This is a genomic window from Nitrospira sp. (assembly GCA_024998565.1).
Classification (GTDB): domain Bacteria; phylum Nitrospirota; class Nitrospiria; order Nitrospirales; family Nitrospiraceae; genus Nitrospira_A.
Genome location: JACOEM010000001.1, coordinates 323412 through 340666, shown reverse-complemented (window position 1 = coordinate 340666; position 17255 = coordinate 323412). Strand labels below are relative to the sequence as shown.

Annotated in this window: 14 protein-coding genes; 10 read left to right on the top strand and 4 right to left on the bottom strand. The window is 63.2% G+C overall.

Annotation, left to right across the window (positions count from 1 at the left end):
* The first annotated feature begins 9 nt into the window (after positions 1–9).
* From H8K11_01715 to H8K11_01680, 8 genes are all read left to right on the top strand, one after another.
* Positions 10–519: a CbiX/SirB N-terminal domain-containing protein gene (locus H8K11_01715; protein ID MCS6262446.1), complete on the top strand. Its 510-nt coding sequence runs from the start codon at positions 10–12 to the stop codon at positions 517–519.
* 84 nt (positions 520–603) lie between these two features.
* Positions 604–1182, top strand: a complete 579-nt coding sequence (locus H8K11_01710; protein MCS6262445.1) for a chalcone isomerase family protein — start codon at positions 604–606, stop codon at positions 1180–1182.
* Positions 1183–1262: 80 nt separating this feature from the next.
* Positions 1263–1679: a nuclear transport factor 2 family protein gene (locus tag H8K11_01705; GenBank protein MCS6262444.1), complete on the top strand. Its 417-nt coding sequence runs from the start codon at positions 1263–1265 to the stop codon at positions 1677–1679.
* 3 nt (positions 1680–1682) lie between these two features.
* Positions 1683–2453 (top strand): SDR family NAD(P)-dependent oxidoreductase, encoded by a 771-nt coding sequence (locus H8K11_01700; protein ID MCS6262443.1) that lies wholly within the window; start codon positions 1683–1685, stop codon positions 2451–2453.
* A complete protein-coding gene (locus tag H8K11_01695; GenBank protein ID MCS6262442.1) occupies positions 2450–3709 on the top strand; it encodes an FAD-dependent oxidoreductase in 1260 nt (419 codons plus the stop codon). The genes H8K11_01700 and H8K11_01695 overlap by 4 nt, the downstream gene beginning before the upstream one ends.
* Entirely contained in the window at positions 3706–4491 is a 786-nt protein-coding gene (locus H8K11_01690) for a DUF1365 domain-containing protein (protein MCS6262441.1), read from the top strand. Before H8K11_01695 ends, H8K11_01690 begins: the two co-directional genes overlap by 4 nt.
* A complete protein-coding gene (locus H8K11_01685) occupies positions 4488–5795 on the top strand; it encodes a class I SAM-dependent methyltransferase (protein ID MCS6262440.1) in 1308 nt (435 codons plus the stop codon). The genes H8K11_01690 and H8K11_01685 overlap by 4 nt, the downstream gene beginning before the upstream one ends.
* Positions 5792–6325: a DUF2878 domain-containing protein gene (locus H8K11_01680; GenBank protein MCS6262439.1), complete on the top strand. Its 534-nt coding sequence runs from the start codon at positions 5792–5794 to the stop codon at positions 6323–6325. The genes H8K11_01685 and H8K11_01680 overlap by 4 nt, the downstream gene beginning before the upstream one ends.
* A 37-nt stretch (positions 6326–6362) precedes the next feature.
* Here the strand turns inward: H8K11_01680 and H8K11_01675 are convergent, their stop codons facing one another.
* Positions 6363–12857 carry a filamentous hemagglutinin N-terminal domain-containing protein gene (locus H8K11_01675; GenBank protein MCS6262438.1) on the bottom strand — a complete coding sequence of 2165 codons (6495 nt, stop codon included), beginning with the start codon at positions 12855–12857 and terminating at the stop codon, positions 6363–6365.
* A complete protein-coding gene (locus tag H8K11_01670; protein MCS6262437.1) occupies positions 12857–14452 on the bottom strand; it encodes a ShlB/FhaC/HecB family hemolysin secretion/activation protein in 1596 nt (531 codons plus the stop codon). Before H8K11_01670 ends, H8K11_01675 begins: the two co-directional genes overlap by 1 nt.
* Before the next feature lie 426 nt (positions 14453–14878).
* Here H8K11_01670 and pyrE point away from each other — a divergent pair, with 426 nt between their 5' ends.
* The gene (pyrE, locus tag H8K11_01665) at positions 14879–15454 is read left to right on the top strand and encodes an orotate phosphoribosyltransferase (GenBank protein ID MCS6262436.1); all 576 of its coding nucleotides are present in this window, start codon (positions 14879–14881) and stop codon (positions 15452–15454) included.
* Between the two features lies 1 nt (position 15455).
* On the opposite strand, the gene H8K11_01660 is transcribed toward pyrE, so the two are convergent.
* On the bottom strand, positions 15456–15767 hold the full coding sequence (locus H8K11_01660) for a hypothetical protein (GenBank protein ID MCS6262435.1): 312 nt from the start codon (positions 15765–15767) through the stop codon (positions 15456–15458).
* A gap of 59 nt (positions 15768–15826) precedes the next feature.
* Between H8K11_01660 and H8K11_01655 the strand changes: the two genes are divergently transcribed.
* A complete protein-coding gene (locus tag H8K11_01655) occupies positions 15827–16252 on the top strand; it encodes a rhodanese-like domain-containing protein (protein MCS6262434.1) in 426 nt (141 codons plus the stop codon).
* A gap of 11 nt (positions 16253–16263) precedes the next feature.
* Here the strand turns inward: H8K11_01655 and H8K11_01650 are convergent, their stop codons facing one another.
* Positions 16264–17190, bottom strand: coding sequence for a phosphodiester glycosidase family protein (locus H8K11_01650; GenBank protein ID MCS6262433.1), 927 nt, complete (start codon positions 17188–17190; stop codon positions 16264–16266).
* Positions 17191–17255 lie beyond the last annotated feature (65 nt).

Below are 17255 nucleotides of genomic sequence, written 5' to 3'. Positions count from 1 at the left end.
AGAGATGACATGGCAACAGTGCGACAGGGTGTGATTCTCGTCGGGCATGGCGGTATCCCAAGAGGATGCCCGCAGGATTTGGTGACGAAATTGAAACGGCTGGAGGGGCAGCGGCGCGCGGCGAAACAACCGGCTTCGGCCGAGGAACTGGAATTGGATGCCAAAATCCGCCAGTGGCCGAGGAACGCCGAGACGGATCCGTATCAGGCCGGGCTGGAAGCGGTGGCGGCGCAATTGCGCGCCAACCTGGGCGATGTGTTGTTCGCCGTGGCCTATAACGAATTTTGCGCACCCACACTGGAAGAGTCGGTCGAGCAACTCGTCAAGCAGGGAGCAACTCACATTACGGTGGCGACGACGATGTTCACGCCGGGCGGTTCGCATTCGGAAGTCGAGATTCCTGAAATCCTCGAGCATCTTCGACCGCAGTATCCCGGGGTCGAGTTGCGTTATGCCTGGCCGTTTGATTTGAGCCTGGTTGCCGGGACGCTGGCCGAGCAGGTGCGGCGATTCTCCTGACCGGAGTTCCTGGGTACGGAGAGGTTCGGCCGGGATGCCGGTCAGGGGTCACCTGGGAGTCGGATGATGCACGGATCAGGGAACATGTCAGAGTGGCTCGTCGTCATCGGGCTGGCGGTTTCGGGACTCGTGTCCTCGCCCGTTATCGGCGGAGCGTTTGAAATCGAAGGCGTGACGTTTGCCGATACGTTCCAGGCCGGTCCCCTGCCGATGCCGCTTCAGGGGGTGGGGGTAGCGAAGTTTCTGCGTACGATCACGGTGTATGTCGGGGCACTGTATCTCGCCCCGGGGACGAAACCTGAGCGCGTGTTGGATGATGTGCCGAAGCGTCTGGAGTTGTCCTACTTCAGAGCCATCCAGGCCGGTGACTTCGGGCGGGCGGCGATGAAGGTGCTGGCCGACAATGTGTCGCCGGCCACGATCACGCGCCTGAAGCCTCGCATCGAGCAGCTCCATCGGCTCTATCAGGACGTGAAGCCGGGGGACCGGTACGGGCTGACCTATCTCCCCGGAGTCGGAACCGAACTCGCCTTGAACGGCGAGCGGAAGGGCATTGTGGAGGGGGCCGACTTCGCCGCCGCGTATTTCGCCATCTGGCTCGGCCCTGATCCGATCAATGAAGCGTTGAAAGAGGGGCTCATGCACCGGCGGGAGGGGGGCTAACGCCGGTGATCGACGGAGAGCGCTGAAAGAATCCGTCCGTCAGGTGCCTTCGTAGAAGAGCAGGAAAGGAATCAGCTGTCGTGCAACCGGTTGTCGAACGATTCAAGCAGATCTACAGCGGACTGACGGTTCGCTCGTTGGGACTGCTGAACGAGTTGTACAGCGACGACGTCGAATTTCAGGACCCTTTTCGCCGGATCGCCGGACTCCCCGCCCTGCGCCACTATCTGGCTGCGCTCTACGCGCAGGTGGAGGCCTGTTCATTCCGGTTCGAGGACGATGTCCGGCAAGGCAATTGCGCCGTATTGACCTGGACCATGCAGCTGAATCACCCGAGGCTGAATGCCGGCGCGGTGGTGACGGTGCCCGGTTCGACGCTCATTCGTTTTCGAGACAAGGTGTTCTACCACCGCGATTACTTCGATGCCGGTGCGATGGTGTACGAGCAGCTTCCACTGATCGGCATGCTCATCCGGACGATCAAAGACCGAGTGTGACCTATGAGCCGAACCAGCCTCAATGCGCGACGGGTGTGGGTGACCGGCGCCTCGACCGGTATCGGCCGGGCGGTCACGCTGGAACTCGTTCGTCGTGGGGCCACCGTCTTTGCCTCGGCGCGGAACGAATCGGCGCTCAACGAGCTCGTCCGTGAATGCGGAGACGATCGTGTCACGGCGCTTCCGTTCGATGTGACCGACCGGGCCGCCAATCAGCGCGCGGTGAACGACATGCATCGCCGTGCAGGGGGCTTGGACATTGCCGTTCTCAACGCCGGCACCTGTGAGTACGTGGATGTGGCGGCATTCGACAGTGCGCTGTTCGAGCGGACGATCCGCACCAACTTCCTGAGCATGGTCTATGGGATTGAAGCGGCGCTCCCGCTGTTGCGGCAGTCACCGGCACCGCAGCTCGTGGGGATGAGCAGTACGGTGGCCTATCGCGGGTTGCCTCGCTCCGAAGCCTACGGGGCGTCGAAGGCGGCGATCAAGAACCTCTTCGAATCGCTGCAGGTCGATCTCGCGCCCGAAGGCATCAGCGTGTCGGTCGTGTGTCCGGGGTTCGTACGGACACCCTTGACCGACCGGAACGATTTCCCGATGCCGTTCAGGATCGAAGCCGAGGACGCGGCCCGACGCATCGTTGACGGGATCGAGGCCCGGAAGCCGGAGATTCATTTCCCGCGGCGATTCAGCCTGCTCTTCAAGTGCCTGGCCCTGATCCCGAGCCGCTGGTACATCGGCCTCTGCGCCAGGATGGTGAAGCAGCCATGAAGCTTGCCATTGTCGGCACGGGCATTGCGGGAATGACGGCGGCGCATGTGCTGCACCGGGATCATGACCTCACCGTCTTCGAGGCCGGTGCGTACATCGGGGGCCATACCAACACGGTCGATGTGGACCTGCAGGGGACGACCTATGCAATCGATACCGGGTTTATCGTATTCAACGACTGGACCTACCCGAATTTTATGGCGCTGCTGGATCGCCTGGGTGTGGCCTCGCAGCCGAGCGACATGAGCTTCAGTGTGCGGTGTGAGGAGACCGGGTTGGAGTACAACGGCACTACGTTGAACAGCCTCTTCGCCCAGCGGCGCAATCTGCTGCGGCCCTCGTTCTATCGCATGATCCGGGATATTCTCCGCTTCAATCGGGAGTCGCTGGAATTACTGGATGAACCGGGCCCCGGCCCTTCGTTGGGCGCGTATCTGGAGCAGAACCGTTACTCGCCGGCGTTTATTCGTCAGTACATCGTTCCCATGGCGGGGGCTATCTGGTCGGCCGGCCGCGCCACAATGCAGGAGTTTCCGGCGCGGTACCTCGTTCAGTTTTTCAAGAACCACGGCATGTTGTCGGTCGATGCGCGTCCGACCTGGAGGGTGGTGACCGGCGGCTCACGGCAATATGTCGAGCGCCTGGTGCGGCCTTTCCGTGACCGCATCCGGCTTCAGTCTCCGGTGGAGTCGGTCACCCGTTACGCGGACCGTGTCGAGGTGCGGGGATGCGACCCTCGCGGGATCCACCGGACCGAGTCATTCGACGGAGTCCTTCTTGCCTGCCATAGCGACCAGGCGTTGGCGCTGTTAGCGGACCCGTCTCCCCTGGAGAAGGAGATTCTCGGGGCGATCCGTTATCAACCGAATGAAGCAGTGTTGCACATAGACCGATCGCTCCTTCCGAGACGCCGCCTGGCCTGGGCGGCCTGGAACTATCATCTGGTGCCGAACCCGCCGGACCATGCCTTGGTGACCTATCACATGAATCGACTTCAGGGGCTGAGCGCGCCGTACGATTTCTGTGTGACGTTGAATCACAGCGCGGCGATCCATCCGGCGACGATTCTCCAGCGCATCACGTATCACCATCCGGTCTTTTCCCCCGAAGCGATCGCCGCGCAGCAACGGCACGGGGAGATCAACGGACGTCGGCGGACGTGGTATTGCGGGGCCTATTGGGGCTTCGGTTTCCATGAAGACGGCGTGAAGAGCGCCATGACGGCCTGTCAGGCGCTCACGGCGGGGCATGCATGAAGAGCTGCGTGTATGAGGGAACGGTCAGGCATCGACGCGATGTGCCGGTTCGCCATTCGTTCCACTACTCGATCTTCATGATGTATCTGGATCTGACCGAATTACCGGACCTCTTCCATGAACGCTGGTTCTGGTCTCCCGCGACCCCGAACCTGGCCTGGTTTAGGCAGAGCGACCACCTGGGCGATCCGGAGAAGCCTCTGGATCAGAATGTGCGTGATCTCGTCGAATCGAAGACCGGTCGCCGGCCGGCCGGTCCGATCCGGCTGCTTACGCACCTGCGCTACTTCGGGTACGGCTTCAACCCGGTGAGCTTTTATTATTGTTTCGACCCCGCCGATCGGCTGGTTGAGACCGTGGTGGCTGAAGTGACGAACACACCGTGGGGCGAACAGCATTGTTATGTGCTCGGTGCGTCCCTGGATGAGGGGATCGGTCGTCGACACCGGTATCGCTTCGGCAAGCAATTTCACGTCTCTCCGTTCATGGGCATGGATGTGGACTACGATTGGCGGTTCGGCACGCCCGGTGCAGCGCTTTCGGTGCACATGGAGAATTTCCACGGTGGAGAACGGTTCTTCGATGCCACGATGGTCCTGCGCCGGGAGGAGATGACCGGTAGGTCCCTGGCCCGTGTGTTGCTGCGGTACCCGCTGATGACGACGCAGGTGATTGCGGCGATCCATTGGCAGGCGTTGCGCCTGTGGTTGAAACGTTGTCCCGTCATTCCCCATCCCGACAGGTCCAGGCATTCCGTCGATGCAAGGAGGATATCCGGATGAATGACCTCGTGCCGACCGACTGTTCACCCGCCGTGGACCGGCGGCCGCCGCATGCCGCAGAGTCTGACCCTTCTCCCGGCCTGCTGGTCCGGATTGCCAGACGCATCGTCCGTGCCCGTCTGCGCCGGCTCATCCAGGGAACGATCACGGTGGTGGAGGGGCCGAGCCGCACGGTCTTCGGCGAGCCCTGCTCCGTCTCAACGCTCAAGGCGACGATTACCATTCTCGCGCCCGACTGTTATCTCGACATCGCGTGGAGCGGGACGGTGGGTGCGGGAGAAAGTTATGCCCGGGGCGACTGGCATTGCGACGACCTCACGGCGCTGGTCCGGATTTTCGCGTTGAATCGATCGCTCGTGGACGGTATGGAGCGGGGGGTGGCGCGCTTGTCCGCACCGCTGCTCAAGGTTGCGCACCGGCTTCGACGGAATACCAAAACGGGAAGCCGGCAAAACATTGCGGCCCATTACGACCTGAGCAACGAATTCTTTGCGCAGATGCTGGATCGGACCATGATGTATTCCTGCGCCTATTTCCAACGTCCCGACAGCACGCTGGAGGAGGCTTCGCGCGCCAAGCTCGATTTGATCTGCCGCAAGCTCCATCTGACGGAAGACGACCATCTGGTGGAAATCGGATCCGGCTGGGGCGGCCTGGCCTGCCACGCCGCGAAGACCTACGGTTGTCGAGTGACGACGACCACGATTTCCCGAGCGCAGTACGAACTGGCGGTTCGCCGGGTGCGTGAGGACGGCCTGTCCGATCGTGTGCGGGTGCTGCTCACCGATTATCGGGATTTGCCCGCGCTCGGCTTGCGGTTCGACAAGCTGGTTTCGGTGGAGATGATCGAGGCCGTGGGCCATGAATACTACCCCGCGTTCTTCGATGTCTGCAGTCGCCTGTTAAAGCCCGACGGGCTGATGCTGCTCCAGGCGATCACCATCGATGAGCGGTACTATGAGCGGGCGAAGCGGTCGGTCGATTTTATCCAACGCTTCATCTTCCCCGGTAGTTGCATCCCTTCCGTGAATACCTTGTGTCGGGCCATGGCGCAGGCATCGGACTTCAGCCTGTTGCATCTACAGGATATCGGCGCGCATTACCCGCCGACCTTGCGAGGCTGGCGCGAGAACCTGCGGAGGAATGTCGAGTACGTGGGGCGGCTCGGATTTCGTTCCGAGTTCCTGCGGCTGTGGGAATTTTATTTGTCCTACTGCGAAGGCGGATTCCTCGAACGGTCGATCTCGACAGCCCACCTCCTGTTCGCGAAATCCGGGTGGCGGCAGGATCCCCTGGCAGGATGAGCAACGCCATCGCTAATGCGGTGGTCTTTCAGGTCGGCTGGTGGATCGCTGTCCTTGGCACGGGTTGGGCCTATCACTGGATGGGCCCCATCCTGGTCGCCTGCCTGGTCGGTGTGAATGTCTGCTCCTCGGCCGACCGCCGCGCGACCGCTCGAATCGTTATCGTGGTTGGACTGTTCGGAACGCTGCTGGACAGCGCCCTCAGCTTCGCCGGTCTCCTCCTGTTTGTCGAGAACCCCTTCGCGCCCTGGCTGTGTCCGCCCTGGTTGATCGCACTCTGGTGCCTCTTGGCGACGACGTTGAACGGGTCTCTTCGTTGGTTGGCGGGGCACAATCGGCCGGCGGCGCTTGTCGGGGGGATCTTCGGTCCGTTGAGTTACTACGCAGGACAACAACTCGGAGCGCTCCGGCTTGGCCGCAATGAGACCCTCTCGTTGTTGTTGCTGTCTATCCTGTGGGCGGTCGTGCTGCCGCTGTTGTTGCGCTGGGCTTCGGGGCGGAGGAGCGCAAGTGGGTCCGGTGATGCTTGATGGGGGGATGCCGGACCGTCAGGCGGTGAATCAACGATCAGTACGCGGTTGCGTCTTCGGTGCCGGAGGGTGGCGTGAGGATTGTGGCTTCGGGTGCGCAGGCGCCGGTCGGGGTGCAAGGAGGGATTTCACGGGCCACGTGGTCTTTGTCCATGAAGACATCCATGCGCGTTCCCTCGACCACGTCTTCCGGTAGATAGGTCGAGAGAATGCTGTACCATAAGGGGTTGGACGCGTGGCGCATATACCAGGGGATGGCGGACGCCACGTTGAACGAGGGGATCGTGCCGAACCGGCAGGCATTGAAACAGACAAGGCCGGGGGGGGCATTCAGCATGGTGAGCGCCTGGCCGGGGAATACGGTGCCGTTCAGAAAGGCCGAGATGCCGAAACGGGCCGCCGTCGCATGAATGCCGAGGGTGCCGGCGCTCACATGCACGGTGATCGGCGCGACTTGCGTTCCGACCACTCCGTTGAGCGCCTGCAAGGATGAGTTCGCGCCTGCGGTGACGTTCATGCCCGAACCTGCTGTGCTCAACACCGACCCGCCGCTCGATATCACAGTCACTCCTGCACCGGTGCGCAGGGACCCCAGGGTAATATCTGCTCCTGCGGCATAGGCGATGGCGCCGGTGTCGCTGCTGGTCGTGGCGGTGGGCGCCATGGCCAACGGGCCGCTGGGCGCAGTGACCGTGATCGTGTGGGCGCCGGTCACCGAAAGGTGGGCCAGCTGGGTCACCGAGTTCGTGCCGGTCAGAGTCAGGTTGCCGCCACTTGACGTCAGCGCGCCCCCGATCGTCAGAGTGCCGGCATGGGCGTGCAGGTTCCCGGTGATGGTGGATGTGGCGAGCCTGAGCGCATTCGTGTCCGTGAGCGAGACGTGGTTGCCGCCGGTGATGCTGACGCTGTTGAAGTCGTTTCCGGCCTCGATCAAGGTGATGTCATAGGAGCCGGAGGCGAGCGTGGCGGCGCCGCCCACGGTCAATGCCCCACTTTGGGTGAGTGCGCCGTTGGTGGCGATGTCCAGGGTGCCGTTGACGGTTGACGCGCCGAGCACCAGCGCATCGCTGTCCGTCAGGGCGACATGGTTCGCACTCGTGATGTCGACACGCGAGAAATTATTGCCGGGCTGTGTGAGTGTGATGTCGCTCGCTCCTGCAGCGAGTGTCGTTCTGCCGGTGACGGTGAGAGCCCCGCTCTGGGTGATGGCGCCGCTCGTAGTGAGATCGAAGTGATCCGGGATATTCGAGGTGCCGAGAATGACGTCGCTCGCATCGGTGTATTGTACGTGGTCGGTCGTATTGGCTGAGAATGCCGTCACCTCATTTGTGTGGTCTGTCAGCGTGAAAGGGCCGCTGCCCAGAAGTCTCAAGCTTGAGCCGAGAATCCGCTGGGTTTGCGTGACTGCGCCGCCGCTCTGAAGAGTAATGGCGCCGCCTGCGCTCACACCTGTGACGGCGGGATGGAACCCGTCTGCGGTAGCTGTCACTGCGCCGATCGTGAATCCGTTGTTATTCGTGAAGGTCAGGTCGCCTGCCGTCGTCCGAGCCGCCAGTGTGACTACGTCATTGAGGGGCTGTGCCAACGTGATCCCGCTTGTCGCGGAGACCCCGGCGGTCTCCGCGATGAGGGTTCCTGCCGTTTGCGAAATCGCTCCCGTCGTCGTCAACCGCAAGGTCCCGGTCCCAAGCGTCAGGTCTTGCCCAATGGTGATGCCGCCGGTTCCGCCGGTGACTCCGAGGGATTGGTTTCCGCCGACATAGGGGGAGTTTTCAAAGGTGACCGCTCCCGCTCCGCCGTTCACGATCTGGATCGAACTGGGGGCTGCCGCCACGCCTGTGACGAAGATGTTGCCGCTGTGGGTCGGGCGGCCTATGGTAAAGCTGCCGGCCGTCAGACTTCCGAACAGGGATCCGTAATACACCGTGGTCGCCCGCGCAGTGTTTACATCGCCGAACTCGATGGTGTTCGTCAGGGTAGTCGGCGACAGTGTGAACGCGCCCGTTCCCGCGTCGATATTCGCTCCGTTGGGATTAAAGCTGTTCGTCAGGAATCTGATCGGGCCGCTGCCGGTCGTGGCCACCGTCTTTCCGCTTGTGAGCGAAAGGGTGGGTGCCTCGACCGTCAGGCCGGCTCCCGCCAGGGTATTGGTGGCGTGTTCCGCAAACGTGATGGCCCCGCCGGTGGAGGCGACGGTTGTGAGCTGGTTCATGGTCACGGCATCGTTGTAGGTCTGGTTGCCGGATGTGGTGACCGCTCCGCCGTTCACGGCGGTGGTGCCGCCGGAGTCGGTGGTCAAGCTCGTGAGCGCCGTGGTGGTTCCGACCGGCCCGCCGAAGGTAGTCGTGCCGGTCGTATTGACGGCCAGAGCCCGCGCTCCGTTGACGGTGCTGTTGAACGTGATGTCGTGATTGCCGGAGCTTGTCAATGTGGTGCCGCCGGCCAGTGTGACCGCGTCGCCGAATGTTTGCGCACCGGTGGTACTGAACGCGCCGGTGAGGCTGGTCGTCCCTCCATTGCCGCTCACGAACTGATTGATGCCGGTAAAGGCGGCCCCGTTGATGACGGTCGTCCCACTGAAGTTCAGCGTGAGATCAAACCCTCCGCCTGTGAGGGTCGAGCCGAAGGTCGGGGTGGTGCCGGTCATCGTCGAATGGGCGAGCAGCGTGAGCGGGTCGTTGTAGGTCTGCACACCGGTCGTGGTGACGTTGCCGCCGACTCTGACGCTTCCCGGCGCATCTGTGGCGAGAGAGGTCAGCGCGAATGTCTCCCCGACTGCTCCGGTGAAGGTTGTGATGCCGTTCGTATTGACGGCGAGTGTGCGGTTGGATCCGGATGAATCGACGGTATTCCCGAATGTCACGTGGCCTCCGGTGCCGGCACCTGCGCTGCCTCCGCCGGCAGCGATGGTCGTGGCGGCTGAGAGCAGCGATGCATCGGCCACGGAGATGTCCCCACCCGTCCCCGCGGTCCCGCTGCCGATCCGGTTGCCTCCTGTTGTCGTCACTGTCTGATGAGTGATCGTGGGTGTTGCACCGCCTGCATCGAGCGAGACCGATCCCCCATTGCCCCCGTTGGCGTTTCCGGCGAGCGCATTGCCGCCGATGGCCGAGATGGTTCCGACTCTGACATGGCTTCCTGTCGAGGTGATGCTGAGGGTGCCGCCTGCGCCGCCGGGTTGATCGGCGCCGTTGCCGTGGCTGCCGCTGGCGGTCAGGGTGGTCGCGGTGAGCGTGTCGGCACTAGCCAGGGTGAGGGCGCCGGCGGGGCGTCCGGCCGTCCCGGCCAGCGCGGTACCCCCGGAGGTGGTGACGGTGGTCAGGGTGGTCGCGCCCGTGGTGGACGTGATGGCGACGGCGCCGCCCGCGCCGTTGCTGCCGCCGGTCGTCGTGAGCGGCCCCGAAGTGACGGCGGTGCCCGTCAGCGTGATCGAGCCGGCGCCGCCGCCCGGCCCGGTGCCCGTGGCCGCGCCGGTGGATGCCGTCACCCCGGCGGTGGTGGTGACGGTCCCGGTGCCGGTGACGGCGACGACGCCCGCCTGGCCCCCGGCCTGATCGGTCCCGACCGCTGCGCCGCCGCTGGCCGTGATCAGGCCGGTGATCGTGCGGTTGACGCCGGTGATGGTGACATCGCCGCCGGCGGCCCCGGCATGAGTCCCGCCGGTCACGGCTGCCCCGCCGGTCGTGGTGATCGTACTCGTCACCGTGACGTGGCCCATCGAGTCCAACACGACGGCGCCGCCGGCACCCTGAGTGCCGCCGCTGGTGTTGATTGCGCCGGTTTGGAGCGTTGCCCCGGCCGTCGCATTGGTTTGCGTGACGGACACCGTCCCGGCCGCCCCGGCGAGCCCGGCGCCGCTGGCGTTGCCGGTCCGGCTGGTCAAGGCCCCGGTGGTGACGTTGCCGGTGGTGGGCGAGGTATTGGTGACCGAGAGGGCGCCGGCGGCCCCCCCGGCCGCGTTGCCGGTCCCGGCGTTACCGCCGCTGGCGGTCAGCGCCCCGGCCGAGGTGGTCACCGTGCCGGCCGCGGTGATCGAGAGGGCGCCGGCCTGGCCGCCGGGTTGATCGGCGCCGTTGCCGTTACTGCCGGAAGTCGTGAGGGCGCCGGTGGTGGTGACGGTGCGTCCGGTGATCGCGAGGTCCCCGCCGGCGCGTCCGGCTGTGCCGGCCACGGCTGTGCCGCCGGTGGTCTGGATGGTCGCGGCGGTCGCAAACTGGACGCCGCTTTGTGAGGACAGGGTGACGGGACCCCCGTCGCCGTTGGAGCCGCCGACGGTGCTGATGGCGCCGGTTTGCAAGAAGGCGCCGGCGGCCGCGTTGTGCTGGGTGATGGTGACGGTGCCCCCGGGGCCGCTGGCACTGGTGCCGCTGGCGTTGCCGGTGCGTGCGGTGAGGGCGCCGACGGCGAGGTTGCCCGCGGTGCTGTTGGTGACGGCGAGGCTTCCGGCCTGTCCTCCGGCAGCGGTGCCGGGGCCGGCGTTGCCGCCGCTGGCGGTCAGGGCGCCGGTCGTGACTCCGTTGGTCGAGGTGATGCTGAGGGTGCCGCCTGCGCCGCCGGGTTGATCGGCGCCGTTACCGTGGCTGCCGTTGGCCGTCAGGGTACCGGTGGTGACTCCGACGCCTGTGATTGCTACCGTGCCGCCGGCTCGCCCGCTGGTGTCGGCGCCTGCGGTTCCGCCGTTGGCTGTGACGGCACCCCGTAGATTGACGGCCCCGGTCGCGTTGATTGTGATGTGGCCCGCGTCTCCGCTCGCCAGTCCGGTCGTGGTGATCGTTCCGGCCGTGCCGCTGGTGATGCCGTCGCCGGAAATTTCAATGCCGCCGAGTCGGGCTGAGATCGCGGCGTTGAGGGCGACGTTGCCGCCTCCGATTCCATCCTGATCTCCGATCAGGCGGAGGATGCCTAATCCGGTGGAGGAAAGTCCGGCGTTGACGGTGATCGTATTGTGGGCGCGCAGGTCGAGGGAGTTGGCGCTGGACCAGGTCACGGCATTCGAGACCGTGATATTGCCGGCGCTCGCAAAGGGGCTCGTCGTGTCGACGATGACATTGTTGGTTGCAAGTGCGGTTTGCAGCGTGGTCACGTTCAGCGTCGATGTGGCGGTTGTGCCCGTGAATGTCGGAGCGGCGCTGATATTGGCGTTGGCCGCCGATGAGATGGTGATGTTGCTCGGGTCCAACAGGAGCGTTCCCGTGTTCCCCGCCGGTGCGGTCGTGTCCACGCGGCCGGTGAAATCAAGAGCCTGCTTGCCTGAGACTTCCACGAAGCCGCCGTGGCCCCCTGAGGCTCCGCCTTGTGCCGAAATGGTTCCGGCGTACTGAGTGTGGCCGTCTGCCCAGACAATGACTGTGCCACCGGAACCTTGTGTGAGAGCGTCTGCCGAGATGGATGCATGGTCGGCGACGCGGGTCGTGGTCGCGGTCGGTTCTGTCCCCCGTCCCTGGAACTGCCCGCCGATCAGCGCGGTGCCTCCGCCCCCGTCACCGGAGACATCGATGCGCGCGGTCGGTGTTAGCGTGACCGATTCGCCGAGCAGGGACACGCGGCCACCTGTTCGGCCGGGGGCAGGCCCGGAGGCGTCGATGCTTCCCGCCACTGTGACCTGCCCGCTGTTCCCTCCGTCGAGTCGCACGATTCCATCTTCGTGTGTGAGGCTGCGGGCGCGTACCACTCCACTCTGGTTGACGACGGAGGAGAAAATGTCACCAGCGGCGCTGGCCTGCAGAATGACCTGTCCGCCGTCCGCATGAATGGTCCCGCTGTTCTTCACCGCCGAGCCGGGGGCGGTTTCGTCGATACCCGTGACCTGTTCGAGGACTTTGCCGGCGAGCGCATAGTTGATGAGACCGTCGCCCATAAGATCGACCGTCAGTTTCTGTCCGGAGCCCAGTAAGGTCGTGCCCAGATTGGCGACGATGATGCCTTCGTTGGAGACGGCAGGTGCCGCGAGGATGACAAAGCCGTGTTCGGAGACCTGCAGCCTGCCCTGGTTGACGACGGTCTTCAGCCCCTTCAACGGATCTTGGGCAAAGAGGTAACGCCCGGCCATGAATTCTTCATCGCGCGTGTGCAAGGTTGACGCGAGGAGGCCGCCGACGTTGATCTGTGCGCCGGCGCCGAAGAGGATGCCATTGGGGTTGAGGAGGAAGATGCGCCCGTTGGCCTGCAGTCGGCCCAGAATGACGGAGGGATCTCCTCCGATCACCCGGTTGAGCGCAATAGCGTCGGCCGATGGTTGTCTGAAATGCACCGCTTCATCGGCGGCGATGGAGAAGCTCTTCCAATTCAGAATGGCCTTGTCGGTGGTTTGTTGGATGGTGATCGATTTGGGGGTGGATTGAAGGGTTGCGCCACCTCCCGCGACCCGGCCGTCTGTGGGGAGGGCGAGGGTAAGGCAGGGAACCAGTAAGTGGACTGCGGCGAGCAATCCGCAGAAGATTCGCTCTCTCCGCAGCGATGGCTTGCTGAAGGCGTAGGAAGCGGGGCCCGTTTTTGGCACCCGTGCCGGCGTATGATTGGGTGAATCGTGCATCAGAATCTGGTCGCCGCCTGGAGATACATCGTCGGGCTACGGTCCCCGGTAACGGTTCCCCCGCTCGGTTGTGGACCGACCGGAAACCCCAGGTCTGCTCGCAGGTGGATCGAATAGTACGGGAGTTCAGTCTGAAGGCCGATACCGGCTCCGCTCAGACTGCTGTATCTCCGCTCTCCCGGTTGAGGGTTTCGCAGGTGACCGGCGCCGTGATCGAAGAACAGTGCGGCTTGCGTCGAGGGGAGCATGGAGGGCAGGAGCGGGATCCGTGTTTCCGCGGTTACCGCGTAGCCCTCGTCCACGAATCGTTCCCCGAGTTGATAGCCCCGGACCGAATCCGGCCCGCCCAGTAACATCTGTTCGATGACGACCATGGGGCCGCTCGTGATTTGTCCGGTTCCTTTGAGGATCAACAGCGCGTCATGACCCAGGCTCTGAATACGCCCCACGGCGAGCGTGCCTTTGAGAAACCGGTTGTCGGCACCCGGCCTGGTGCTGATGGCCGTGTGATCGTCCATCCCGCCCAGGATTTCTCCCAGGCCATGGAAGCCATAGGCCGATAGATAGGTCCGGCCGTAGAGGTCCACTCGATCGTAGTTCACCCCGAGTTTGGCCATTCTGACGGTGTCATGACCGGTGAGAGTGCCGTTAATGAACAGGCGATTATCTTTGGCGGCGAATCCGGTATCGAGCAGGAGGGAGTGCCAGCGTGTCTTCACCACCGGATGTGTGATCGACAGGTCGTAGGTCTGTATTTTCCCGCGAATCTGGAGGGCGGCCAGCTCGGCGCCCACGTCGAACCGGCCCGTGGATCCGGAGAGCACCACCTTCGTGCCGTGCACGCCCACCGGCAGGGTGTATCCGCCGGTGATGAATTGCAGCCGTTCGGGATGGTCCCCCACGATTCCGTTGACCGTCAGTAGGGCACCCTCCCTTAACGCGTTCCCGACCTCAATGCCGGCTCCGAACCGGTTTCTCGAAATGTTGTTGAAGCCGTAGTTGTTGTAATCGAGCGTGGCGTGAATCGGTCGCTTGTCCTCAACACTGGCGCGTACATTGGTGCTACCTGTGAATTCTCCCGGTTCGAGCGCCGCGGAGACCTTGAGGTCAGGAGAGTCGTTCAGCAACAACAGGGCTCGCTCCAGGTCGGTATTCCTGATCACCCGTGCTTCCATCACGCCGGCGAATCCGCTGCGAATGAATTCCGTCGAGTAGAACCGGTTCCCGGAGACCGAGATGTCGCCGAGACGGCCTTCGAGCACGCTGATCTCGACCATCCCGAACTGAATACGCTGTTGGGGAATGTACGCGCTTGCGAGGGTATACCCCCGCTGTTTGTAGAGGTCGGCGACGGCGGCGGCGATGCGTTCGAGATCGGGGAGGGTCAGTGCCTGTTCGACATAGGGCTGCGTGAGGGCTTCGAGCTCGGCTTGGGAGATCACGGTGTTCCCGCTGAATGAAAAGCCCTTCACGAGCACAGCGGCGGGAGCGGCCGGTTGTTCGGCTGCGTGCGACGCAGAGATCGTCCACAGGCAAGTCACGATCAGGAAATCCCGGCCGAGTCGCGAAAGAAGTCGACACATCGTGTGGCGCATCTACCCTTGCTTCACTTTGCCGCCGGGCTATGTCAGAATGCCCCGACATCGAGCCCGTCAATGGTTCCCCGCGAGGCGGTGGTGTGCTGAAGTGGTTGCTGCTTCTGAGCGTGATCGGGATGTGGTCAGGCTGCGCGAGCCCTTCGGACCACTCTGCTGAGTCAAGCCCTCGGCCGGCTGCCGGTGAAGCGGGGCCTCCTCCCGCGATCGAACACACAGCACTACCGAAGCGGCCGACGACCACGTGCCCGCCTGCGATGAGAGGATCCTGTTAGGTGTCTGTCGCGCAGGGACGGCTCTATTGAGTAGGGCCATTTGATCGTACCCTGAAGGGTGGGCGAGGTCCATCTATATTCATGTTTTCGTGACGTTGAACTCATTAGATGTGGATACGTAAGATTTCATTACCGCATGGAAAGAACGGTTATGCTGCACGATGATCTGATCGCCGCGTTTCACAAGACTCAGTCGTTCAAGTGGGATCCGAAGGGCGGCTTCAAACTCGCCTCGGGTCTGACGAGCCCGTTTTATGTCGATTGCCGGACCTTGATGGCCTTTCCTCACGCGCGTCACTTGATGGCGCAACGGGCGTGGGAAGTGACTAAGGGGCTCGACATCGATTGTCTGGGAGGGTTGGAGATCGGAGCGATCTCGATTGCGACGACGATTTCAGACTTTGCTTATTTGGCAACGCCTCGTCGGGAGTGGCGGACATTTTTTGTCCGGAAGCAGCCGAAGGACCATGGGTTGGGCAGATTGGTTGAAGGTGTCGTGCAGGCGGGAGATCGGGCCCTCATCGTCGATGATGTGTTGACCAGCGGCGGGTCCGTGCTGAAGGCCATCGCGGCGGCGCGAGAGGCTGGGTTGAAGGTGACCGATGCGTTGGTCATCGTCGATCGGAAAGAACAGGACGGTCGTGCCCGCGTGGAGGGCACGGGAGTGAAGGTCGTGAGCCTCCTGACGATCGAGGATCTTATGCAAGGGCGCCATAGTTCTTCCTAGCTCATTTGCACTGAAACTGAATGCCCCAACGGCGTTCTTCGACGATATCGTTCGAGCTCGCGATGGGACTGGCCTGGCGCAGCCGTCCTTTAGTTTCCCCTTCGCGCACCGTCGTCCATCCCCCTGGGCATTTCTGCTCCATGAGCCGCACCGCTTCCTTCCGGAAGGACGAGAGTAAATTGCCCTGTTCGGCGCGATAGGGGTAGATGACTACGCCGCCGTTGTCGACTTCTTTGACCATGATGGCCCCTTCCCCGCAGCCGGATGCGCTCAGGAGCAAGGAAACGGCAACCACTCTTGACCAGCTTTTCATAAGGCTCCTATCATAGGACGTTCGTCAACCTTCTCGGTGTGAGCAAAGGAGCGGCGACGATGAGATATCTGAGTGGTCTTCTCAGCCTGGGTGTGCTCTGCGGTCTCCTCTTGGAGTGGCCGCAGCCCACCTTCGCGTATCATTCCTATACCTTGACGGTTCAGCAACTGCGAGCCGGGCTGCTTAAGGCACCATCGACTGGAGCGAAGGGGTTCCTGTTGGTCGATGTGCGTTCGCCCGAGGAGCATGCGTCCGGCATGATTCCGGGGACCGATCGAAATATCGACTTTCGCGAGATGAAGACGCGACATCGGGAGCTCGGTGCGGCCTTGAACGACCATATCGTCGTATATTGCCAGTCCGGCCATCGCAGCAACATTGCGGCGGAGACGTTGGCCGATCTGGGCTATACGCACGTGTACAATGTCGTGGGCAGCATGAACGCCTGGACTGAGGCCGGCTTTCCCGTCTCGCCTGGGCGGTAGATCGGCCTTGGTCATCGGCCGCGTGATGATGGTGAGGCATCCGGAGCGGGTATGGTGCGCGGGTGTGTCCGGGGGCTGATGCCGATGACGGTCGGCAGCGGGATGTGTACGCCGATATTACCTGCCAGGAGTGATCGCCAGGTGGCTTGCGACGTGGTTTCCTGGGCGGCATGGAGAAGGTCCGGGCTGGCGATCACATCCGAAGAGGCGCCCCCGTCCATGGCCATGGCCTGTTGGATCGACGGGATCTGTCGATGGAGACAGTCGGCCAGGTGGTGGAGCGAGACGACATCCACCGTCTTGATCACAAGTATTGCGCCTTCCCCTTCTTCGGCAACCACGGTTTGAAACGCCCGTTTCCCGCTGTCCCGGACCCGGAGTTTTCCCGTCCGGTCGAACAGCATCAGCGATTGTGCGGCCTCCCGGTAAGGAGGGGTTTCTTCTGTAAATCCGTCGAAGGCAAGGTCCAGCACACGGGCTTTCCGGAGCCTCCCGTCGGTCGGTTCCGCTGCGAATAGTCCCTGCCATGAGTGATGTTTCTTTGTACCGAGCGACCGCCCTTCTTTCAATAAGACACCCAAGTACGAGTAGTCTTCTCGAAACAGGCCCGCATTGAATAAGACGTACGCATCGGTCCGTTGCTGCCAGTCGTGGATCGAGAGCGGGGCGCGGAGACCTTCATCGCGATATTGATAGATGGAGAACCGGAACCGTTCCGGATCGATGTGCAGCATGAGCAGGGACGGAACCTGGGGGCAGGCCTCGATGGGGCTCCAGAGCGCCACCTGCATACCTGTGGTCAAGCGCTCCCATGGCACCCCGGCGGGAGGCGCCGCATCGGCTTGGGGTCCGTTACTGAGGCAGAGCGCGAGCAGGCAGCCGCAGAGGAGCCTCAACCGGTGAACGGATCGTCGGTCCTTCAGGCAGCGGCCACGCATGACGAGCGTCTCTCTTTCCTCCTGTCGATCTCTGTGAATGTGCTTTCCCGATCTCGCGCGACCTC